Here is a 22058-nt window from a genome sequence, read left to right as displayed (position 1 = left end):
GCTTCCGCCGGTTAAGTTAAGTCCATAAAATATGAATATTAATGAAAATACTGATTTAATAGGATTTATCGTGTGGCTAATTTGTTCTTGCAATTTGGGGATTTATTTTAAGGCTTATAATCTCGTTTAAAAGGATAGTTGATGAAAAAATATTTAGGAATGCTGCTTTTGTATAACCTTGGGAAATGGTGGCAGCAACCCTTAATGGAGGCTGCGGCCGTCATTTGGTTAGGTTATGCACTATACCAATTTGTACGCCATCACAGTGGCCAGGATGAAGTGGATGATACTAGCCAGAACCAAGCACTTTTGGATAGCGCGCAAGTCAAGTATCGCTACATAACAGCAGCTCATTTTGAACAGACCATGAATCAATTAGATAAACCTGGTGTCCTTGGTGATGTATTGGTCGCTGAAATGCCACAAGGACGACCTATTGGGGCCATTGCGCTTCTGACGACCGGCATGTTAAGGGCTCGGCAAGCAATGGTTCAAACCGGTATCGTTAAGCGCAGTGATGAACAGCGTAAACGGGCTTACACGCCAGGTTATGATTTAGTGAGCCACGACTATGTAAAGGTAGCTGGACAAAAAATTAATTTGTATCATCGCACACATTTGTTGCCTTTTCGTTTTACGCTTTCAGAAGGCGATAATATTGATGGGTTATTATTTACTGGTACAGCACATTTGAATCATGGTGATCGCCCCCAAATGAATTACTTGATGATGAGTAATCAAGCACGGGTAAATCAATTGTATAGCATTTATCAAAATAACCATTATCGCTTGGTCCTAAATAATGTTCAAGTGCCAGGGGAACCAGTAGGGACGCATTATTCGTTAGACGATTTTGAACAATTAGCCACACGAATTATTTTGAGCAAAAAGCAAGCTGAAACCGAATTCAAATATGAAGCTAGCTGTCACTATGATACTGATGGCCTTATCCCCCAATCGATTACAGTTAATTTGTGGGATTTGACCCATCAGGTTCTTGCTTTTACTGTGACGCTTCCTAATGAAGTCTAGTTAGTTATTGATGGTTAAAATAAAAATATTAATATTATATTTAGTTGTTAGAAGATAACTAGTATGGTTTATTAACCCGCTATTGAACAAGGAACTGGCTTAAATCATATCAAATCAGATATGATTTTTTGACGCAATTATTAATAATTATAAAAATATTGATATTGTTGCTAAATATTAAAGTGGATAATGCTCAAAATAGTCAACGACACTAATCTTTTTATTAAGTTGAGGGAAATTGGTTGAAATATAGTTTTTAATACTATAAACTGTTTATAACGCTTTAAGTCATAGTGAGTTGAAGTTTAATTAAAGGAATGTTGCTTAATCAACTGAATTCATAGTATAAGATGAATAAATTATGTTTTGATTACTTTATTTTTATTTATTTAAAGTAAGTGAACAGATTGTGGTAAGTTGTCTTAGTTATGGATGAGTGGCGAGGCAGTGACATATAGGAGGAAAAACATGGATGCAACTAATAAGTCCGACCTAATCGGTGATTCATGGTCCGATTTTATGGAATTCGCAGGATTATATCGTTGGCTCATCAATAATTTGAGCGAATCGATGAACCGAGAAAGTCAAAAATATGGATTATCATTTGATCAATTCTTAGTGATGCACGAGATTAAGAATAACAATAACGAAACAACTAATAGTGCTTTAGCAGATAAGATGCAAGTTAGTCGTTCTGCGATTTCACGCCAATGTCGTTCATTACGAAAGATGGCTTTTATCGCTGAACAATCAGATGAAAAAGATCAACGGATTCGTCGGGTACATTTAACTGAAAAAGGATTACAAGTTTACAATCACTTGCTTTACTACTATTTAGATCTATACAACGATCTTAAAAACGAAGTGGGCAAGGATAAAGTGGATGCTACTATCGGTCAAAGTAAAGAAATCTTTGAACGAATGGTGTCAATGAACCTTAATCGGCCAGAAGCAAAATAAAGTAAAGGAATCTTGGTAACTTTTTTACCAGATTCCTTTTTTTGTACGGTCAAATCAGTATCCGCTCTTGCTTTTCTTTGTTAGAATAGAGGAAGCGACTTTACGAATTTAGGAGGAACACGATGGGTTCTCAAAAAAGTTTATTATTAATTGATGGTAATAGTGTGGCATTCCGGGCTTTTTACGCGATGCACCAAGTGTTAGATAGTTTTACCAATCAAGATGGGTTACATACCAACGCCATTTATGCGTTTAAAAATATGCTCGATATTATCTTGAAACGATTTGAACCAACACATGTTTTAGTGGCCTTTGATGCGGGCAAAACAACTTTTAGAACGGCACAATTTGCCGATTATAAGGGTGGGCGTTCTAAGACACCACCAGAATTGACGGAACAGTTTCCATATATCAAGGAACTATTGCACGCTTATGGCATTCAGACGGCTGAATTAGCGAACTATGAAGCTGATGATATTATCGGGACGTTAGCCTGCCAAGCAGAACAAGACGGCTTTGTCGTCAATATTGTAACAGGAGATCGCGATTTAACCCAGTTAACGACGGACAAAACGACTGTCAACATCACGGTCAAAGGTGTCAACGATACAGAAGCCTACACGCCAGCACACGTCAAAGAAAAATTAGGCTTAGCACCTAGTCAAATCGTAGACTTAAAAGGTTTGATGGGCGACACTTCTGATAATTATCCGGGTGTCACAAAGGTCGGCGAGAAGACAGCGCTGAAACTCTTAACGGAATTTGGGAGCATCGAAGGGGTCTACGAAAATGTCGATGCAATGAAAAAGAGTAAGATGAAGGAACATCTGATTGAAGATCGTGATCAAGCCTTTATGAGCAAAAAATTGGCGACAATTTTACGGGATGCACCGATCGAAACGACGTTAGCGGACATCACGTATGAAGGTCCCAACATCGATACGTTGATTGCTTTTTATCAAGAAATGAACTTTCAAAACTTTTTAAAGCAATTGAACGTGACACCAGAAGCGGTTGAACCGGCGGAAAACTATCAATATACTGTTTTGACGTTGGATAATTTAGAAACCGTTCAAGCGATTAAAACACCGGTTGCCTTCGGGGTTGAAATGTTAACCGATAATTATCACACAGCCGATTTAATTGGTTTTTATATCGGCGCACCAGATCATTGGTATGTCAGTGATGATGTTGCACTACTAGCTGAACCAGTATTGAAGGATTGGTTGGAAGATGCGAGTCATCCTAAAGCAGTCTTCGATGTCAAACGGACGCAAGTCGCAGCTAATCGATTAGGTGTTCATTTAGCGGGCGTTAATTTTGATTTATTATTAGCATCTTATTTATTGAATACGACGAATAACAGCAACGATTTAGGGACGGTCGCTAATTTACACGAGTATCAAAATGTGCAAACAGACGAGGCCGTTTATGGGAAAGGTGCTAAACGGGCTGTTCCAACTGAGCCAGCTTTGTTGTATCAACATTTGGTTCAAAAAGCGGCAGCCATTTATCATTTACAACCACAACTTGAAGAACAATTGAAGGAACATCAACAATTCGATCTCTTTACGGATATGGAATTACCATTGGCCCTTGTATTGGCGCAAATGGAAATAACCGGGATTCGGGTCGATGCCAGTCGTCTCCAACAAATGGGGTCAGAATTCAGCCAAACCTTGAAGATCTTGGAAGGAAAAGTTTACGCTGAAGCTGGCGAAACCTTCAACATTAACTCACCTAAGCAACTGGGCGTTATTTTATTTGAAAAAATGGGCTTACCAGTGATTAAGAAGACGAAGACGGGCTATTCAACCGCTGTTGATGTACTTGAACAATTACGGAAGGATGCACCAATTGTCCAAACAATTTTGGATTATCGTCAAATTGCCAAGATTCAATCAACGTATGTCGAAGGGTTATTGAAATCAATCCATCAAGATAATAAGGTCCATACGCGTTACTTACAAACCTTGACGCAAACTGGCCGTTTATCGTCGGTTGATCCTAACCTACAAAACATTCCAGTTCGTTTGGCAGAAGGCCGCAAGATTCGCCAAGCCTTTGTTCCAAGTCACCCAGACTGGCAAATGTTTGCTTCTGATTACTCGCAAATCGAATTACGAGTATTAGCACACATCTCAGGGGATGCCAACATGCAAGAAGCCTTTAAAGAAGACCGGGATATTCATGCAAATACAGCGATGAAGATCTTTGGTTTAAATAGTGCCGATGAAGTGACACCAGATATGCGGCGCCAAGCTAAAGCTACGAATTTCGGGATTGTTTACGGGATTAGCGATTATGGCTTATCTCAAAATATCGGCATTTCGCGGCAAGAAGCCAAACGTTTTATCGACGCTTATTTCGAACAATATCCAGGTGTCCAACAATTCATGGTTGATATTGTTAAAAAAGCGCGTGAAGAAGGCTATGTCGAAACGCTTTTCCACCGTCGTCGTTATTTACCAGATATTCACGCTAAGAACTTTAACCTCCGTTCTTTTGCAGAACGGACAGCGATGAATACGCCAATTCAAGGTAGTGCTGCGGATATTATCAAGGTGGCGATGATTTTAATGCAACAAGAATTGAAGAAGGCGAACTTGCAAGCCAGAATGTTATTACAAGTACATGATGAATTGATTTTTGAAGCACCAACTGAAGAAATACCAATCTTACAAAAATTAGTCCCAAGTGTGATGGATTCAGCCGTTAAATTAGCGGTGCCATTGAAGGTCGAAAGTGGTTTTGGCCCAACTTGGTACGATATTAAGAAATAAGGTGACGGAAAATGCCTGAATTACCAGAAGTCGAAAATGTCCGCCGGGGACTTGAAACCTTAGCGGTTGGTAAAACTGTTTCAGCAATCGATATTCGCTGGTCGAAAATCATTGTTAATCCAGATGAAGTCTTTACTGCTGGATTAGTGGGCCAACAGATTACAGCTGTTGATCGGCGGGGGAAATATTTACTGATTCGTTTTGGAGAACAGCTAACTGTTGTCAGCCATCTGCGAATGGAAGGTAAGTATGAAGTGGTCGCCAAGGAGGCACCGATTTCCAAACATACGCACGTGATTTTTGAATTCACGGATGGGCAACAGATGCGTTACCTAGATACGCGGAAGTTTGGGCGGATGCAGTTGATTGAGACCGGTCAGGAAAATACGGTAGCTGGCTTGAAGGACCTAGGGCCGGAACCAACACCGACGACCTTTTTAAAGGCGGACTTCTATCAACGGTTGCAAAAACATCACAAAGCTATCAAGCCATTATTATTGGATCAAAAGGTTGTGACCGGTCTAGGCAATATTTATGTCGATGAAACGTTGTGGTTAAGCCATATTCATCCAGAAACACCAGCCAATGACTTGACGCGTGCTGAAACGGATCGCCTCCACGATGAGATTATTGCTGAATTAGAACTAGCGATTAATCATGGTGGGACAACGGTTAACACGTTCTTGAACGCGACCGGTCATGCTGGCGCCTTCCAAGAAATGCTGCGTGTTTACGGCAAAAAAGGGGTTCCTTGCGAACGATGTGGGACACCCATCGAGAAAATTAAAGTGGCACAGCGGGGGACGCATTTTTGTCCAAAGTGTCAGATTAAAAGGAATGCAAAATAATGACTTATTTCCTAGGCTTAACGGGTGGTATTGCTACCGGTAAAACAACAGTTTCGCAAATGCTAGCGCAACAAGGTATTCCTATTATTGATGGGGATCAAGTCGCACACCAAGTGTTGGCTAATAATCAAAGCGTTCAAGCACAAATTCAAGCCACTTTTGGGAAGCAGCTTGTACAAGATGGTCAGGTCGATCGGGCAGCTTTGGGCAAATTGGTCTTTGGTAATCAAGCTGCCTTGGCGCAACTCAACGCGATTACAGCACCGGTCATTCGGGAGACGATTATGACCGAGATGGCTCAGGCCAAAGCGCACCAAGTACCGCTAGTTGTTTTGGACTTACCGTTGTTATATGAACAGCACTACGAAACGGTTTGCGACGGGGTGTTAGTCGTTTATTTGCCGGTTGAAAAACAATTAGCGCGATTAATGGCGCGGAACCAGTTAAGTCGCGAAGATGCTTTGAAACGGATTAACAGTCAAGCATCATTGGCTGAAAAACGGGACAGAGCAGACTTTGTGATTGATAACCAAGGTTCACTGGATCAATTGAAAGCCCAATTAAAGACAGTTTTGGAAGGAGTGTGCCATAAGTCGGGTATGTCCTGAGGATTAACACAGAATGGTGAATGATTGCTGGAAGCAATCGTTTGACATTCAGGGTTAACCGGAAGGATATGACTTATAGAACACGTTTATACCACCAATGTTCGGATACCGAAAAGGAGCTGAAGACAAAATTACTTTTGCCCCAGCTCCTTTTTTGGTCTATTCACACCACTCCGTATATGCGCAAAAGTAACCCGGTGCGATAGTACTCTGAAACGTGGACTACCAACCTGATTCCTGTGGTTAGCGATGTCAGTCAAACAACCGATTGCATCGGTTATTCGCCTAACGCTGCTAATCCTCAGAATCAACCCGGTTGGTAACGCACGCTGGTTAAAACGTGCCTCTCGCATCAACTTTTTGTGCTTTACCACGTTGTGCGAACAATCGACTGTGTCGCTTATTCACACCACTCAGTAAATGCTCAAAAGTAACCCGGTGCGATAGGCACTCTGTTGCATGTCATGTTATAATATTATTATACTGTCTGTTTAGAATAGTAAAATACAATTAATATTCCTTAAATTAAAAGATAAGAAGGTGTCTTTATGCTATGTCCACATTGCCATCAAAATAGTTCACGGGTAATTGATAGTCGACCAACAGATGAAGGACGCGTTATTCGGCGTCGTCGCGAATGCGAAAATTGTCAATTCCGGTTTACAACTTTTGAAAGGGTGGAGCAAACACCGTTATTAGTCATTAAGAAAAATGGGACCCGTGAAGAGTTTAACCGCGATAAATTATTACGTGGTTTAATCCGGGCTGCCGAAAAGCGACCGGTTACGATGGAACAAATGACTGAAATTGTTGATGAAGTTGAAAATAAAATCAGGGCATTAGGCGAAAACGAAGTGTCGTCACAAGCTGTCGGCGAATACGTCATGGCCGTTTTACCAGGTGTCGACGAGATTGCTTACATTCGTTTTGCTAGTGTCTACCGTCAATTTAAAGACATGAATGTTTTTATGGCGGAATTGCAAGAAATGATGAAAAAAGAAAAGGCTAAAGACCAAGATTAGTCGAAAGGAGTTAGCGGATGTCAGATGCATTTGATTATTTAAGTCCTAAAGATGGGTTTATGGTGACAAAAGCTAACTATTTGAGCGATTTTGATCAAACAGTCGTCACCTATTTATACCAACCACTGATGGGGGCTGTCGCGTACAGTCTCTATCTTTTGTTATGGAGCCAATCAACACAGGCCAAGAGTCAAACGACTTTCCAAACGCATGCGACCTTGTTGAATTTACTAGGGGTTGATTTGCCGGCTTTTTATGACGCGCGCAATAAGTTAGAAGCGTTAGGTTTAATGCGGACTTATCAGAAGAATAACAATACGGGCCGCAATCTGGTGTATGAATTATACGCACCAATGCAGCCACATATTTTCTTCAATGATGATTTGTTGAGTGTCATTTTATACGAATCAGTCGGTGAGAAGCGGTTTGTTGAATTGAGAGAGCATTTTAAACTACAACCAGTGCGCTCTAAGGAATACGAAGAGGTCACGAAGAACTTCTTGACGGTCTTCCACGTTCAAAATGATCATTTAACAACGGCCCCTACGGCAGTTGCTGAGGCACAAAGTACGTATCAACAAAAAAAGGCGCAAAAACCAAGTTTCACGTCAGTTGAGTTGCGCACTTTTGATTGGGCTTTATTACAAGAAGTGGTTGCACAGAATCAAATCGATACGGATGAAATTTTACGTAATGAGCAACGATTATTTAATTTGCATTATTTTTACGGATTAGACGAAATGGAATTGGGACGCTTAATCGGCCTCACCATGGATGTTGCCGACAGTCGGGTCAATATGGATGCGTTAGAACAAAACGTTTTGAATAATTATACGCGCCGACATAGCGTTCAAAATAACAGTGAACAACCGGCTAAAAAACCGCTTGAGACGCTACAAAAAGAATGGCAAAAAGCCGGCTTTAATGAAAAAGAAATGCAGTGGTTAACCGAAAGTCAGCAGTATTTACCAGTTGATTATTTGGAATATCTTAAGCAAAAAAATCATGGCTTTGTGGCGAAAAATGAAATTCGCGCATTACGTGACTTACAAAATCGCTATATCTTTAACAACGATGTTTTAAATATTTTAGTGGTTTATATTATTAGCCAGTATGAGGGCCTAACACAAGCTTTGTTAGATCGAATCGCCAACCAATGGGCGCAACAAGGGGTTAAGACGCCAGCTGACGCCATTTTACAAATCCGTGATTTCCAAACCAAACAAGAAACGAAACAAACTAAACGACAACCGCGCTATCAAGCCAAGACCAAGCAAGAAACTGTGCCTAAATGGGCCAAGTCTGATTATCAAGCGCCACAAACCACATCAAGTAAGGCGGATCAGCAAGAAATTGATCAATTACTCAAGAAAATCCGTGAAGGGCGGGAATCATAATGGAAAATATGGGCAAAGATTTAACCGACTATATGAACCGGCAACGCCTGAATCAACGCTTTAATAAATTGGTTGAAGAAGCCTTGCAAGATCCTGATGTGCAGGCCTTTATTCAGGCTAATCAGGCCGCCCTATCACAAGAAACAGTGGCGCGCAGTGCGGCTAAAATCTATGAATACGTCAATGAAAAAAAGAAAATTTTAAACGGTGAAACAACGTTGGCACCAGGCTATGCGCCTAAGTTGGTGTTGAGTAACCACTTTATCGATGTTAGTTATGAACCAACGGCGGATCTAGTTCAAAAACGCGCACAAGCCGAACTGAAGGCCCGTGTGAAGTCGATTAACATGCCTAAGGACATCGTCGAAGCGAGTCTCGCACAATATGATGCCAGTGAGCGCCAAGTGCCGTTAATCGAAGCGTTGAAGTTTGTCGAAGCTTATCGGCAAGCACCCACTGATTTTCATCAAGGCTTATATTTAAGCGGGCAGTTTGGTGTTGGTAAGACTTATCTACTGGGTGCAATCGCTAATGAATTAGCACTACAAGGCTTTGAAACGACGTTGATCCATTTCCCAACCTTTGCAGTTGAGATGAAAAATGCGATTGGCCAAAATAACGTCCTCGAAAAGGTCAACCAAATCAAAAAAGCACCAATTTTAATGATTGATGATATCGGTGCGGATGCCTTGAGTGCTTGGGTTCGGGATGAAGTATTAGGCATTATTTTGCAATACCGGATGCAAGAACAACTAGCGACTTTCTTCAGCTCTAATTTTACGATGAACGAATTGGAGAAACATTTAACAACTAGCCAACGCGGTGATGAAGAACCGGTGAAGGCTGGTCGAATTATGCAACGCGTGCGTTATTTAGCCCGTGAGGTTGAAGTCAGTGGTCAAAATAGACGTTTGCAATCAAATTAATACTTGCGTAAAGTCAGATTAAGTGTTTTAATAGAGTCAATCAACGATGAAAGATACCTTTTAAATGGCAATATTGATCAGGGAGAAAAACATAACTGAAAGTTTTTCATAAGGACATTTAATTGACCACTTTCTAGAGGCTTAAGTCAGTCGGGTCGTTTCCGTTAAAGACGCTTAAAGTTGGAGAATCACCATTTGATTCTCAATCTGGGTGGAACCGCGAAATCAATTCGTCCCTGAGGTGCATATTTGTATGCGTCTCAGGGACTTTTTTTATTGTTGATTACAAAAATAAGAAGGAGTGTTCAAGCATGGCAGAAATTCAATTAACTTTTCCAGATGGTGCTCAAAAAACATTTGAGCAAGCAACAAGTTTACTAGACGTTGCAAAATCAATCAGTACGAGCTTGGCAAAAAAGGCAATCGCCGGAAAATTTAACGGTGAAGTGGTTGATTTACAACAACCACTTTTGGAAGACGGGGCAATCGAAATCATCACTAAAGATGATCAAGCGGTTAACCTAACTGCCACTTGGCATACTGCAGCTTTCGTATTAGCTGCTACTTTAAGTCAACACTATCCAGAAATGCAATTTGGCGAAGTAATGGCAACTGAAGATGGTTTCTATTACGATACAGATAATGAAGCTGGCCAAGTTGCTGTAACAGATTTACCAGAAATCAAAACAGAAATGGCTAAATTAATCCAATCAGGTGAAGCAATTTCACGTGTCAGTGTTTCAAAAGATGACGCTAAGAAATTATTTGCCGGCCAAACTTATAAACTTGCTTTATTAGACGAAGTTGAAGCTGACCAAGTTTTAGTTTACCAATTAGGTGACTACTCAGACTTTAGCTTAGCACCAATGTTAGGTAAAGTCAGTGATGTTAAATTCTTCGAATTATTATCAGTTGCTGGTGCTTATTGGCAAGGTAAATCAAGTAACCAAATGTTACAACGGATTTACGGGACAGCTTATCCTAAACAAGAAGAACTTGATGCTGATTTGAAACGTCGTCAAGAAGCTAAGGAACGAGATCACCGTGTTATCGGTAATCAATTAGACTTATTCTTCGTTGATCCTAAGGTTGGCGCAGGCCTTCCTTACTGGTTACCAAATGGTGCTACAATTCGTCGTTCAATTGAACGTTACATCATTGACAAAGAAGTTGCTAATGGTTACGAACATGTTTACACACCAATCTTGGCTAACTTAGACTTGTACAAACAATCAGGTCACTGGGATCACTATCGTGAAGACATGTTCCCACCAATGGACATGGGCGATGGCGAAATGCTTGAATTACGGCCAATGAACTGCCCATCACATATCCAAGTTTACAAACATCACCCACGCTCATACCGTGAATTACCAATTCGGATTGCTGAACTTGGTATGATGCACCGTTATGAAAAATCAGGTGCACTTTCGGGCTTACAACGTGTCCGTGAAATGACTTTAAATGATGGTCACACATTCGTTCGTCCTGATCAAATTCAAGATGAATTTAAATCAATCTTAGGGCTAATGATCGATGTTTATGCTGACTTTAACATCAATGATTACACATTCCGTCTAAGTTATCGCGATCCTGCTAACACAGAAAAATATTTCGACGATGATGAAATGTGGAACAAAGCACAAGCAATGTTGAAGGGCGCTATGGATGATCTTGGCTTAGACTATGTCGAAGCTGAAGGCGAAGCTGCCTTCTACGGTCCTAAATTAGACGTTCAAACAAAGACGGCTATGGGGAATGAAGAAACACTTTCAACAATCCAATTAGACTTCATGTTGCCAGAACGTTTTGACCTACACTATGTTGGTGAAGATGGCGAAATGCATCGTCCAGTTATGATTCACCGTGGTTTAGTGTCAACAATGGAACGTTTCACAGCTTACTTAACAGAAATCTACAAGGGCGCTTTCCCAACATGGTTAGCACCAACACAAGCTGTTATCATTCCAGTTAAGAACGATCTTCACTATGATTACGCTAAAAACATCAAAGATGAAATGATCAAACGCGGTTTACGTGTTCGGATCGATGATCGTAATGAAAAAATGGGTTATAAGATTCGTGAAGCCCAAACAAGCAAGATTCCATATACATTAGTTGTTGGGGATCAAGAACTTGCACAAGCAACAGTTTCTGTCCGTAAATACGGTGAAGAAAATGCGGTTGAAGAAGCCTCAGACATGTTTATCAACGCAATCGTAGCAGAAGTTGGTAACTATAGCCGAGACGGCAAACAACACACAAAGAAGATTAATCTATAAAGAGTGCGTTACAACTGATTGATTCTGAGCATTTGCACAGCCTAGCGAATAAGCGGTATTTACCGCTTATTTGATAGGTGACGCAAAGCGCAGGAATCAAGTTGTAAAAGCACGTTTCAAAAAAGAGTGCGTTCAAAGCGGGTAGCTTCTGAGGATTAGCATCCTTAAAAAGGCGTTAAATCAATTTATTTTGATTTAACGCCTTTTTTTACGTCTTTTAGTTGTGCACAATTAAAAAAGCGGTATAATAATAGTTGTAAACGATTTCATAATTGATAATTAATGGGGGTTTTATTATGGCAACTGAAAAATATATGGCAGGTTCTGCAGAAAAAGCATTGGATATTATCAATCTCTATGAATTAGAGGAAGCCGCTGGTAAAGTTGTCCCTAAGGGCGGTTTTGGGTATATCTATAGTGGTGCAGGTGACCTCTATACCATTAATGAAAATATCACAGCATTTAATCATAAATATATCGCACCACGTGTCTTACAAGACATTGAAAATCCAGATACATCAACCGAAATTTTTGGGGATCACTTAACGTCACCAATTATTATGGCACCCGTTGCAGCGCACAAATTAGTCAATACACAAGGTGAAGCAGCAACTGCCAAAGGGGTGGCGGAATACGGCTCAATCTTAACCATGAGTTCATTTGCTTCAGCAAGCATTGATGATATGGCAACGGCAGCTGATGGTGGCCCACAATGGTTCCAACTTTATATGAGTAAAGACAATGATATTAACCGTAAAATCTTAGATGAAGCGATGGCCCACAACGTGAAAGCAATTGTTTTAACAGCTGACGCAACCGTTGGTGGTAATCGTGAAACTGACAAACGTAATCATTTTACATTCCCAGTTGGCTTACCAATTGTTGAAGCCTATCAAACAGGTGTCGGACAAACAATGGACGCCGTTTATAAGTCAGCTAAACAACGTTTGAATCCAAAGGATGTTGAATTCATTTCTGAATACACCCACTTACCAGTCTTTGTGAAGGGTGTTCAAACAGCAGAAGATGTTGAAATCGCCCTTCAAGCAGGCGCTAAAGGAATTTGGGTTTCAAATCACGGCGGTCGTCAATTAGATGGTGGCCCTGCAGCCTTTGACTCATTACACGTGGTCGCAAAAGCCGTTAACAAACGGGTGCCAATCGTCTTTGATAGTGGGGTTCGTCGTGGCCAACACGTCTTCAAGGCCTTAGCAGAAGGAGCAGATATCGTTGCAATTGGCCGTCCTGTAATCTATGGTTTAGCATTAGGTGGCAGTATCGGTGTTAAGAACGTCTTTGAATATTTACAAAAGGAATTAGAACTCGTTATGCAACTTGCTGGTACGCATAATATTGATGAAGTGAAAGCGACACAGTTAATCGATAATCACTATGGTAATTAATTTCTGAAAATCAGTTGGGATTACCTTGACTTTAAAACTTAAACCGAGTATACTTATTTTCGTTGAGAAATAAAGCAGAAGTTCCCGCTTCTCGCCTTAGTAGACACTTGATGTCTCTGGGCTGATAGTTTCTAATTCGGACGAATTAAGTTATCGAATAGCGGGCCTTTCTGTTGAAGGGGCCGTTTTTTTGGTGCTTAGCTGCATTTTCTCTCTAAATTTTATGGAGGTGAAGAGTCATAGCAAAAGATTTGATGGTTAACGATGGTATTCGTGCACGAGAATTACGTTTGATTGCTCAAGATGGCGAACAACTTGGTATCAAGAGTACACAGGATGCAATTGCATTAGCTGAACAAGCTAATATGGATGTTGTCTTGGTTTCACCAAACGCAAAACCACCCGTTGCTCGTATTATGGACTATGGTAAGTACCGTTTCGAGCTTCAAAAGAAACAACGTGATGCTCGTAAGAAGCAGAAAACCATTAGCCTCAAAGAGGTTCGTCTTAGTCCCACAATTGAACAAAATGACTTTAATACTAAGTTGAACAATGCACGTAAGTTCCTTGGCAAGGGCGATAAAGTGAAAGCTTCTATTCGTTTCAAGGGCCGAGCAATTACGCATAAAGAAATTGGTCAACGTGTATTAGAAAGACTTGCTAAAGAAACAGAGGACATCGCTAAAGTTACAGCACGTCCTAAAATGGATGGCCGTAGCATGTTCTTAATGTTAGAACCGCTTAAGGACCAAAAATAAAAATCTGTTTCTGATTTATTAGGAGGAAATATCATGCCAAAATTTAAGACACACCGTGCTTCAGCAAAACGTTTTAAACGTACAGGTAATGGCGGCCTAAAACGCAGCCACGCCTACACAAGTCACCGTTTCCACGGTAAGACTAAGAAACAACGTCGTCAATTAAGAAAATCTGGAATGGTTTCAAATAGCGATATGAGACGTATCCGTCAAATGTTATCAGGCCTTAAATAAGCCATAGCATTTTCGGATTCAAGTAAAAATTAGATCACTACAACAACGCTTTGACGTTGTTTGTTATTCAAGGAGGAAATTCTTATGCCACGTGTTAAAGGTGGAACAGTGACGCGCAAACGTCGTAAAAAGATTTTAAAATTAGCCAAGGGTTATCGCGGCGCTAAACATTTATTATTCAAATCAGCAAATACTCAAGTAATGGTTTCATACCGTTACGCATTCCGTGATCGTCGTCAACGTAAACGTGACTTCCGTAAGTTATGGATTGCTCGTATCAACGCTGCTGCTCGTATGAACGATATGTCATACAGCCAATTAATGCACGGTTTAAGAGTCGCTGAAATCGACATGAACCGTAAGATGTTAGCTGACTTAGCTGTTAACGATGCTGCTGCATTCACATCAGTTGTTGAAGCTGCTAAAGCTGCATTAAACAAATAATTAATAAGACCAAAAAAGAGTCTGGGACAAAACTTCGTTTTGTTCGAGACTCTTTCTTTATAAATTGCATTATTTTTAACGGGAAACGATGATTTTACCTGGTGCATGGTGACTTTCTAAAAGTTGATGGCCTTTGATGACGCCTTCAAGTGTGAAAGGTAATTCTTCAAGGACTGTGACGTGTAATAGGCCTTGATCAATAAGTTCACTTAAATCTTGAAGGGCTGTTAAATCAGGATAGTCACGGCGAGGGTAGACAGATTGGTAAGTGACACCAGCCATTTGTTCTGCTTCACTTGGCATGATTGTTGTACTTGCAAAGAAACCATCTGGTTGGACAAGTTCATTCAATAATTCAGTTGATTTTGGATCGCGGCTGAGGTTGACAGCAATCTTGGCCGTTTGTTTAAAGTGACTTAAATCGCCTGATTGGTCATAGGCGATTGTTTCTTGAACGCCAAATGATCGTAAATAATCAAGGTTTGAACTGTGTGCAATTGCAATGACGTTTAAATGAGCAGCTAGGCTGAGTTGAGTGAGTAAACTCCCAACAGCCCCGCTAGCGCCCATGATAGCGATTGTATCGCCATGTTTAAAGTTCGTAAAGTGCATTAACGTGTTATAAGCGGTAATACCAGCACTTGCGAGACCAGCAGCTTCAGCGATGCTGAGGCTGACAGGTTTGCGAATGATTTTGTTGGTTGAAGCTGTGACGAATTCGCTATAACCGCCGAGTGGACGATGATTAATAACTAGTTCACCAATACGATAATCGGTAACGTCTGCGCCAAGCATTACAATTTCACCAACCACATCTGTCCCAGGGACGATTGGCATTGGTAAAGGACGCACTGTTTGTTGTGAACCGGTTCTAAGGGCAACATCGTAAGGGTTAAGCCCAAATGCGAGTACTTTAATCAAGACTTGATTTGCCTTTGGCACTGGTTGCGATTGATTCAATGTTTCAAAAACATCCGGTCCGCCAAAATGATTAAACCCAAATTTTTCCATAACAACACATCCTCTCAATTTCTTTAAACGTACCAGAAAAGCGCTTAAATGTCGATTAGTTTGACTTAGATTGTGAAGAAAGTGTTGAGAAAATTGAAAAGCAATTAGAATGGGCAAATAATTAACCTCGTAAAGGTGCAATTTATTACTAAATAACCTATAATTAGTCAGTGACTAGATTAAAGGAGACAAATGCATGCTAAAGAATTTTAAGCCAACTTGGATGGTTAATGCAATCTATGACTTAACACCAGAACAACTCAAAGCACAAGGCATTAAAGCCGTTTTGACGGATCTTGATAACACCTTAATTGCTTGGAATAACCCAAACGGCACGCCGCAACTCAAAGAATGGTTAGCACAAATGCAAGCCGCTGGGATTACGGTCATGGTGGTTTCAAATAATAATCAACAACGGGTCCAACACGCGTTGGCCGAATTACAATTACCTTTTATCGCCAGAGCTAATAAGCCATTGGCGACTGGGATTGTGAAAGCTAAGAAGCAACTCGGTTTATCACGTCACGAAGTGGTGATGGTTGGGGATCAATTGATTACCGATATGCACGCAGGCAATATTGCCGGTGTCCGGACAATCTTAGTGAAACCAATTATTGATAGTGACGCTTGGAATACTTCTATTAATCGCTTTTTTGAAAAATATATTATGCAACAACTACTAAAAAAACACGCAGATTTAACTTGGCGGGAGGATTTAAATGACTGAAGAACAACAACAGACTGAAGAAGCACTATTTTGTATTGGTTGCGGTGCTCAGATTCAAACGACTGATAAGGAAGCACTAGGCTATACCCCTAATTCTGCCCTTAAAAAAGGATTGGAAACGGGTCAGCTTTATTGCCAACGCTGTTTCAGATTGCGCCATTATAATGAAATCAGTGATATCAAGTTAAACGATGATGATTTTTTAGCGTTACTCAACCAAATCGGTGATAGTGATGCTTTAATCGTCAACGTTGTGGATATCTTTGACTTTAACGGGAGCTTGATTCCCGGATTACACCGTTTCATCGGTGATAACCCAGTAATCTTGGTCGGCAATAAGGTCGATATCTTACCAACAGCCCTTAATCCTAACCGCGTCATCAACTGGATTCAAAAAGAAGCCAAGGAACATGGCTTACATCCAATTGAAACCATGTTGGTCAGCGCTAAAAAAGGGAACTCAGTCGATGACTTACTAGCAGTTATCGAACGGGAACGAAAAGGTCGCGACGTATACGTGGTTGGGGTAACTAACGTTGGTAAATCAACGCTAATTAACCGCATCATCAAACAAACTGGGATTTTGGACAGCGACGTGATTACAACGTCACAATTCCCAGGAACAACGTTGGATCGGATCGATATTCCATTATATGAAGATGATCATGCTTTAATTGATACACCAGGGATTATTCACGCGCAACAAATGGCGCATTACTTACATGATAAGGATCTTCGTTTGATTGCCCCACAAAAGCAAATCAAGCCTAAAGTTTATCAATTAAATGAACAACAAACGCTATTTTTAGGCGGCTTGGCACGTTTTGATTATCTTCAAGGGCCTCGTCACGGTTTTGTTGGTTACTTTGATAATGAACTTTACATCCACAGAACAAAATTAGAAAATGCGGATAATTTCTATGTTAGACAGTTAGGTGATTTATTACAGCCACCTCATCCAGAAGACTTAGCGGATTTTCCAGACTTACAACGTTATGAATTTTCAACAAAAGAAAAAAGTGATTTAGTCTTCGCCGGTTTAGGCTGGATTACATTACCAGAAAATGTGGTTGTCGCAGGGTACGCACCAAAAGGCGTTTCAGTGATGATCAGAAAAGCACTTATTTAGGTTAGCGAAGGGAGTAACGCGCGTGTTAACAGGTAAACAAAAGCACTATCTTAGAGGATTAGCGCAAACAACAAAACCATTATTCCAATTAGGTAAGAATGGTTTGTCAGAAGCTTATTTCGAACAAATCGAAGAAGCTATCGAAAAACGAGAATTAATCAAGATTAATTTATTGCAAACAACAGAGGTAACGGTTGATGAATTAGCCAACTTCTTGAAGCAACATGATAATCGGATTGAAATTGCCCAAAAAATTGGCCGGACATTGGTCATTTATAAGGCATCACGTAAAGAAAAATACCAAAAAATTTCAACGATTGTTACTAAGCTCGGACGTTAATAAGGCGGTGATGAGATGCAAAATGCAACATTAAAAAAAGTGCACGGTGTATCAGAGTCAAAACCGTCTGTCTTAGTTGTCGAAGATAAACAACGACAACAGGTCGGTATCATGGGTGGCACTTTTAACCCACCACATTTAGGCCATCTCATCATGGCTGAACAAGTGGGGACGCAATTAGGTTTGGATAAAGTTTTATTCATGCCGGATGCGACCCCGCCACATGTCGATACCAAAAAAACGTTACCCGCCAAACATCGCGTTGAAATGGTCAAACGGGCGATTGCCGATAATCCACTTTTTGAATTATCAATGGCTGAAATTGAACGCGGTGGTGTCAGTTATACGTATGACACGATTGTGGCGTTAAAGAAACAATATCCCAATACGGATTTTTATTTCATCATCGGTGGCGATATGGTCGATTATTTACCGACTTGGCACCGGATTGATGACTTAGTGCAACTCGTGCAGTTTGTTGGCATTCAACGGACAGGCTACAGTCGCGACACGCCTTATCCCGTGTTGTGGGTTGATGCACCACTTGTCGATATTAGTTCAACTCAGATTCGCAATAAGGTGCAACAGAGTTGTTCAATTCGCTACTTGGTACCGACTAAAGTGGCGGATTATATTGAGGAAGAAGGGTTATACCGTGAGTGATTTTACTTACCAAGAAAATATTGTGCCGTATTCACGCGCAGAACTAGCGCAAAAAGTGGCTGCCAATTTATCTGAGAGCCGGTTTCAACATTGTTTACGCGTTGAAGAAACTGCGATTAAGCTTGCTGAGCTTAATCATGCTGATGTTGAACGGGCAGCGATTGCTGGTTTGGTCCATGATTATGCTAAGCAATTACCAGATGAAGTCTTTATTGAAGCGATTCATGAAGCTGGCTTTGATCCGGAATTGTTACAATACGGTAATGCAATTTGGCACGGTGTCGTCGGTGCTTACTTTATTGAACGTGACTTAGGCATTCACGATGAAACAATTTTAAACGCGGTGCGTCGCCACACAATTGGTGCCCCAGAGATGACAGTCATCGATCAAATTTTATTTGTCGCTGACTTCATCGAACCGGGTCGTGATTTTCCAGGTGTGGTACAAGCGCGGGAAACTGCCTTCGCTGATTTAGCGGCTGGCGTGCGGTTTGAAATTTTAAATACGTTGACCTTTTTAATTGAAGGGCAAAAGAAGATTTATCCTAAAACAATTGACACATACAATGCTTGGGTGCCAACTCAAGCCCATTAAAGGAGAACATTAGTGAAAAGTTTAGACTTATTAAAAATTGCTGTTAAAGCAGCAGACGGTAAAAGAGCAGAAGATATTGTGGCATTAAACATGGAAGGGATCAGTTTATTAGCTGATTATTTCGTGATGATGACTGGTTCTTCAGAACGTCAATTAGACGCCATTGTGGACGCTATTGAAGATGCTGAAGAAGAAGCTGGTTTGATGGTTAAGAAAATTGAAGGTAAAAAAGGTTCACGTTGGATCTTAATGGATTTTGGCGACCTTGTCATCAACGTCTTCATGCCAGAAGAACGTGCATTATACAACCTTGAAAAACTATGGGATGAAGCACCAATGGTTGATGTTTCAGAATGGTTAACGGAAGAATGATTTACCAAAGTTTCGCAACGGTCTATGACCGCTTAATGGATCATGAATTATATGGCCAATGGCGCGATTACACATTACAAACGTTGCAAAATCAACACCGCGTTTTAGAGCTCGCTTGTGGGGCCGGGGATTTAGCCATCCTTTTAAAACAAGCCGGGTTGGACGTTGTTGGCTTGGACCTTTCAACCGAAATGTTGACTATTGCGTCTGAAAAAGCGACTGAAGCCGGCGTGAGTTTTCCATTACTTCAAGGCGACATGTTAGACCTTAGCGAGGTGGGCACATTTGATGCGATCACTTGTTTTGACGATTCAATCTGCTACATGCAAGATTTGGATCAGGTCCAACAAGTCTTTAAACAGGTTTATCAACAACTGGCAGAGGGCGGTCAATTCCTATTTGATGCGCATTCACTCTATCAAATGGACGTTTTATTCCCCGGTTTCATGTATAATGACCGGACCGAAGAGACGGCCTTTATGTGGACGAGTTATGAAGGCGAAGTGCCGCATTCAGTTGAACATGATTTAACCTTCTTCGTTTGGGACGAACAACTTGGTGGTTACCAAGAATTAAACGAATTACATCATGAACGGACGTATCCAATGGCCGACTTTGTAGCGGCTTTAGAAACGGTCGGCTTTAAACAAATTAAAGTCAGCGCTGATTTTGGCCAAGAAGCGGTTCAAGATGACAGTGTTCGTTGGTTCTTCAGCGCGGTTAAATAGAGGTTAGGATGAGAATTACAGGAATTATTGCGGAGTACAATCCGCTACATAATGGGCATATCTATCAACTTCAACAAGCACGTCAGCAATCCCAAGCGGATTTAGTGATTGTCTGCATGAGCGGGAATTACGTTCAGCGCGGGCAAGCAGCGCTTTTGGACAAGTGGACGCGGGCTGAATTAGCGTTGCAAAATGGGGCGGATATGGTGGTCGAATTACCATTTGTGAGTGCGGTGCAACCAGCAGATCGTTTTGCCACGGGGGCGGTGCAACTGCTAGCAGCGCTTGGCTGTCAGACGATTGCCTTTGGTAGTGAACAACCGACATTTGATTATCAACAAGCGGGGCAGCAGATTATCGACTTACCTGAGCAATCTGCTGCTTTTGTTGACTATCAAAAAACGTACGCAACACAGCTGAACGAGTTCTATCAGGAACAGTTATCCTTGCAGATTGATCAACCAAACCATCTATTAGGGATTAGTTACGCCGTCGCTAACGCACGGCTAGCGCAACCATTAAACTTATTGGCTATCAAGCGGGAGCAAGCACAACATGGGGACCAGACCGTTTCAACGGCGCCATATGCAAGTGCAAGTGCGATTCGCCAGGTTGTGACGCAAGGCACCGCTTTAGCAGCCTTACAACACGTTGTACCAGCCGGAACGCTAGCAGCCTTAGCGGATAGTACGCTTCTTACAGAAGACCAACTATGGCCACTCTTAAAATACCGCATCGAGAGTCTGTCGCTGGCACAATTACGGCAGGTCTACCAGATGTCAGAAGGTTTGGAATACCGTTTCAAAAAGGTGATTCATAAAGCCAATAGTTACACCGAGTTATTACAAGCTCTAAAAACAAAACGATACACGTATGCCCGACTTCAACGGGTTTGCCTATATGTTTTATTAAACATTCAACCAGCGGATATTCAACAGGGACTTCAACGGACCTATATTCGTTTGTTGGGCTTTAACGAGATTGGGCAGCAACACTTACACCAGTTGAAGAAGACGACTGATCTTCCCATTATCAGTAAGGTTTCCGCCAAAATGGGGGCCGAAACTGGTTTATTGGGCTTAGAAGTCCGTGTCGATCGCTTGTGTGAACAATTTGGCTGGCAGTCGCAAAACTTTGCCAGACAACCGATTTTTTATCATGGAAAGGATGAAGCGCATTGTTAAAATGGTCAGTACAAGCATTACAAAAGCATCGTGAACACCCGCTTGCTTTTGAAGAAACAGTTGATTTAGAAAAGCAACTCCACGAAAGAGAAAATGATGTTTTGGCAGCCACGCCGTTTGTCATCAGTGGTCAATTAACCGTTGATCGCCGGGCCATCATTGCTGACTTACACGTGGTTGGGCAATTAACGGTGCCATCAACCCGAAGCTTGAATCCAGTGGCCCTCCCACTTGATTTTACGTTCACTGAAATTTATGTTGACCCAACGGATGAAGAATTGTCACGTTTCCCTGATGAGGACATGTTATTCCCATTAGAAGGTGAAATGTTAGATATGCAAGTGGCGGTTGAAGATCATATCCTATTGCACATTCCCAGTCATATTTTGACACCGGAAGAAGAAAATGAAGATGTGATGCCAACTGGTCAAGCTTGGTCAGTAATCTCTGAAGAAGAATACGCGAAGCAACAAGCAGAAGAGGCCGAGGCACCTAATCCAGAATTAGCTAAGCTCAAAGCATTGTTAGAAGCACAAGAAAACGACGCCGATTAAGACGGGCGTCTTTTTTTTGCACTTATTTATAAAATGGACCGGCCCAAATGGATTAAAA

General features: G+C 41.2%; 23 protein-coding genes and 1 other annotated feature. Of the genes, 22 read left to right on the top strand and 1 reads right to left on the bottom strand.

The annotated features are described in order from the left end of the window. The first annotated feature begins 141 nt into the window (after positions 1-141). The 13 genes from NDN60_RS05205 to rplT all read left to right on the top strand — a co-directional run bounded on the left by NDN60_RS05205 (position 142) and on the right by rplT (position 14697). Complete coding sequence (locus NDN60_RS05205) at positions 142-1032, top strand: hypothetical protein (RefSeq protein WP_096584563.1); 891 nt, start codon at positions 142-144, stop codon at positions 1030-1032. A 468-nt stretch (positions 1033-1500) separates the two neighbouring features. Next, positions 1501-1992, top strand: a complete 492-nt coding sequence (locus NDN60_RS05200) for a transcriptional regulator, SarA/Rot family (protein ID WP_076632110.1) — start codon at positions 1501-1503, stop codon at positions 1990-1992. Positions 1993-2114: 122 nt separating this feature from the next. Next, on the top strand, positions 2115-4775 hold the full coding sequence (gene polA, locus NDN60_RS05195; protein WP_099947710.1) for a DNA polymerase I: 2661 nt from the start codon (positions 2115-2117) through the stop codon (positions 4773-4775). A gap of 11 nt (positions 4776-4786) precedes the next feature. Beyond that, positions 4787-5623, top strand: a complete 837-nt coding sequence (gene mutM, locus NDN60_RS05190; RefSeq protein WP_056947267.1) for a DNA-formamidopyrimidine glycosylase — start codon at positions 4787-4789, stop codon at positions 5621-5623. Beyond that, positions 5623-6231, top strand: coding sequence for a dephospho-CoA kinase (gene coaE, locus NDN60_RS05185; protein WP_076632108.1), 609 nt, complete (start codon positions 5623-5625; stop codon positions 6229-6231). The genes mutM and coaE overlap by 1 nt, the downstream gene beginning before the upstream one ends. Before the next feature lie 548 nt (positions 6232-6779). Next, positions 6780-7253, top strand: coding sequence for a transcriptional regulator NrdR (gene nrdR / locus NDN60_RS05180; RefSeq protein ID WP_016265454.1), 474 nt, complete (start codon positions 6780-6782; stop codon positions 7251-7253). A 17-nt stretch (positions 7254-7270) separates the two neighbouring features. Further along, entirely contained in the window at positions 7271-8650 is a 1380-nt protein-coding gene (locus tag NDN60_RS05175; protein WP_016265453.1) for a replication initiation and membrane attachment family protein, read from the top strand. Further along, complete coding sequence (gene dnaI / locus NDN60_RS05170; RefSeq protein WP_016265452.1) at positions 8650-9576, top strand: primosomal protein DnaI; 927 nt, start codon at positions 8650-8652, stop codon at positions 9574-9576. Before NDN60_RS05175 ends, dnaI begins: the two co-directional genes overlap by 1 nt. A 311-nt stretch (positions 9577-9887) precedes the next feature. After that, positions 9888-11858 (top strand): threonine--tRNA ligase, encoded by a 1971-nt coding sequence (thrS, locus tag NDN60_RS05165; protein WP_099947709.1) that lies wholly within the window; start codon positions 9888-9890, stop codon positions 11856-11858. 296 nt (positions 11859-12154) lie between these two features. Continuing rightward, on the top strand, positions 12155-13261 hold the full coding sequence (locus NDN60_RS05160; RefSeq protein WP_099947708.1) for an alpha-hydroxy-acid oxidizing protein: 1107 nt from the start codon (positions 12155-12157) through the stop codon (positions 13259-13261). 66 nt (positions 13262-13327) lie between these two features. Then, positions 13328-13459: a sequence feature (ribosomal protein L20 leader region), on the top strand. 56 nt (positions 13460-13515) lie between these two features. Then, positions 13516-14019, top strand: coding sequence for a translation initiation factor IF-3 (gene infC / locus NDN60_RS05155; RefSeq protein ID WP_011375091.1), 504 nt, complete (start codon positions 13516-13518; stop codon positions 14017-14019). Positions 14020-14052: 33 nt separating this feature from the next. After that, a complete protein-coding gene (rpmI, locus tag NDN60_RS05150) occupies positions 14053-14253 on the top strand; it encodes a 50S ribosomal protein L35 (protein ID WP_004265303.1) in 201 nt (66 codons plus the stop codon). A gap of 84 nt (positions 14254-14337) precedes the next feature. Next, entirely contained in the window at positions 14338-14697 is a 360-nt protein-coding gene (rplT, locus tag NDN60_RS05145) for a 50S ribosomal protein L20 (protein ID WP_011375090.1), read from the top strand. A gap of 75 nt (positions 14698-14772) precedes the next feature. Here rplT and NDN60_RS05140 read toward each other — a convergent pair whose 3' ends face one another. After that, positions 14773-15708 (bottom strand): NADP-dependent oxidoreductase, encoded by a 936-nt coding sequence (locus tag NDN60_RS05140; RefSeq protein WP_011375089.1) that lies wholly within the window; start codon positions 15706-15708, stop codon positions 14773-14775. 196 nt (positions 15709-15904) lie between these two features. Between NDN60_RS05140 and NDN60_RS05135 the strand changes: the two genes are divergently transcribed. Genes NDN60_RS05135 through NDN60_RS05095 form a run of 9 tightly spaced genes read left to right on the top strand, consistent with a single transcriptional unit; the run spans position 15905 to position 22000 of the window. Then, positions 15905-16435, top strand: coding sequence for a YqeG family HAD IIIA-type phosphatase (locus tag NDN60_RS05135; protein WP_011375088.1), 531 nt, complete (start codon positions 15905-15907; stop codon positions 16433-16435). After that, a complete protein-coding gene (gene yqeH, locus NDN60_RS05130; RefSeq protein WP_011375087.1) occupies positions 16428-17564 on the top strand; it encodes a ribosome biogenesis GTPase YqeH in 1137 nt (378 codons plus the stop codon). Before NDN60_RS05135 ends, yqeH begins: the two co-directional genes overlap by 8 nt. Positions 17565-17586: 22 nt before the next feature. Then, positions 17587-17904 (top strand): YhbY family RNA-binding protein, encoded by a 318-nt coding sequence (locus NDN60_RS05125; RefSeq protein WP_011375086.1) that lies wholly within the window; start codon positions 17587-17589, stop codon positions 17902-17904. A 15-nt stretch (positions 17905-17919) separates the two neighbouring features. Beyond that, positions 17920-18567, top strand: a complete 648-nt coding sequence (locus NDN60_RS05120; RefSeq protein WP_011375085.1) for a nicotinate-nucleotide adenylyltransferase — start codon at positions 17920-17922, stop codon at positions 18565-18567. Continuing rightward, positions 18560-19162 carry a bis(5'-nucleosyl)-tetraphosphatase (symmetrical) YqeK gene (gene yqeK / locus NDN60_RS05115; protein WP_011375084.1) on the top strand — a complete coding sequence of 201 codons (603 nt, stop codon included), beginning with the start codon at positions 18560-18562 and terminating at the stop codon, positions 19160-19162. Before NDN60_RS05120 ends, yqeK begins: the two co-directional genes overlap by 8 nt. A 12-nt stretch (positions 19163-19174) precedes the next feature. Continuing rightward, on the top strand, positions 19175-19534 hold the full coding sequence (gene rsfS / locus NDN60_RS05110) for a ribosome silencing factor (protein ID WP_011375083.1): 360 nt from the start codon (positions 19175-19177) through the stop codon (positions 19532-19534). Next, the gene (locus tag NDN60_RS05105) at positions 19531-20262 is read left to right on the top strand and encodes a class I SAM-dependent DNA methyltransferase (protein ID WP_011375082.1); all 732 of its coding nucleotides are present in this window, start codon (positions 19531-19533) and stop codon (positions 20260-20262) included. The genes rsfS and NDN60_RS05105 overlap by 4 nt, the downstream gene beginning before the upstream one ends. Positions 20263-20270: 8 nt before the next feature. Further along, positions 20271-21446, top strand: coding sequence for a nucleotidyltransferase (locus NDN60_RS05100; RefSeq protein ID WP_011375081.1), 1176 nt, complete (start codon positions 20271-20273; stop codon positions 21444-21446). Further along, complete coding sequence (locus tag NDN60_RS05095) at positions 21440-22000, top strand: DUF177 domain-containing protein (RefSeq protein ID WP_011375080.1); 561 nt, start codon at positions 21440-21442, stop codon at positions 21998-22000. Before NDN60_RS05100 ends, NDN60_RS05095 begins: the two co-directional genes overlap by 7 nt. Positions 22001-22058 lie beyond the last annotated feature (58 nt).

The organism is Latilactobacillus sp. (assembly GCF_033176295.1).
GTDB classification, from domain to species: domain Bacteria; phylum Bacillota; class Bacilli; order Lactobacillales; family Lactobacillaceae; genus Latilactobacillus; species Latilactobacillus sakei.
This window is presented reverse-complemented; position numbering and strand designations above follow the sequence as displayed.

Bases quoted from the DNA above. Each gene is read 5' to 3' on its own strand.
- rpmI (WP_004265303.1), top strand. From the start codon at position 14,053: ATGCCAAAATTTAAGACACACCGTGCTTCAGCAAAACGTTTTAAACGT.
- coaE (WP_076632108.1), top strand. From the start codon at position 5,623: ATGACTTATTTCCTAGGCTTAACGGGTGGTATTGCTACCGGTAAAACA.
- NDN60_RS05105 (WP_011375082.1), top strand. From the start codon at position 19,531: ATGATTTACCAAAGTTTCGCAACGGTCTATGACCGCTTAATGGATCAT.
- NDN60_RS05135 (WP_011375088.1), top strand. From the start codon at position 15,905: ATGCTAAAGAATTTTAAGCCAACTTGGATGGTTAATGCAATCTATGAC.
- NDN60_RS05140 (WP_011375089.1), bottom strand. From the start codon at position 15,708: ATGGAAAAATTTGGGTTTAATCATTTTGGCGGACCGGATGTTTTTGAA.
- NDN60_RS05175 (WP_016265453.1), top strand. From the start codon at position 7,271: ATGTCAGATGCATTTGATTATTTAAGTCCTAAAGATGGGTTTATGGTG.
- polA (WP_099947710.1), top strand. From the start codon at position 2,115: ATGGGTTCTCAAAAAAGTTTATTATTAATTGATGGTAATAGTGTGGCA.
- infC (WP_011375091.1), top strand. From the start codon at position 13,516: ATGGTTAACGATGGTATTCGTGCACGAGAATTACGTTTGATTGCTCAA.
- NDN60_RS05160 (WP_099947708.1), top strand. From the start codon at position 12,155: ATGGCAACTGAAAAATATATGGCAGGTTCTGCAGAAAAAGCATTGGAT.
- yqeH (WP_011375087.1), top strand. From the start codon at position 16,428: ATGACTGAAGAACAACAACAGACTGAAGAAGCACTATTTTGTATTGGT.
- nrdR (WP_016265454.1), top strand. From the start codon at position 6,780: ATGCTATGTCCACATTGCCATCAAAATAGTTCACGGGTAATTGATAGT.
- mutM (WP_056947267.1), top strand. From the start codon at position 4,787: ATGCCTGAATTACCAGAAGTCGAAAATGTCCGCCGGGGACTTGAAACC.
- dnaI (WP_016265452.1), top strand. From the start codon at position 8,650: ATGGAAAATATGGGCAAAGATTTAACCGACTATATGAACCGGCAACGC.
- NDN60_RS05100 (WP_011375081.1), top strand. From the start codon at position 20,271: ATGAGAATTACAGGAATTATTGCGGAGTACAATCCGCTACATAATGGG.
- thrS (WP_099947709.1), top strand. From the start codon at position 9,888: ATGGCAGAAATTCAATTAACTTTTCCAGATGGTGCTCAAAAAACATTT.
- NDN60_RS05200 (WP_076632110.1), top strand. From the start codon at position 1,501: ATGGATGCAACTAATAAGTCCGACCTAATCGGTGATTCATGGTCCGAT.
- NDN60_RS05205 (WP_096584563.1), top strand. From the start codon at position 142: ATGAAAAAATATTTAGGAATGCTGCTTTTGTATAACCTTGGGAAATGG.
- NDN60_RS05120 (WP_011375085.1), top strand. From the start codon at position 17,920: ATGCAAAATGCAACATTAAAAAAAGTGCACGGTGTATCAGAGTCAAAA.
- rplT (WP_011375090.1), top strand. From the start codon at position 14,338: ATGCCACGTGTTAAAGGTGGAACAGTGACGCGCAAACGTCGTAAAAAG.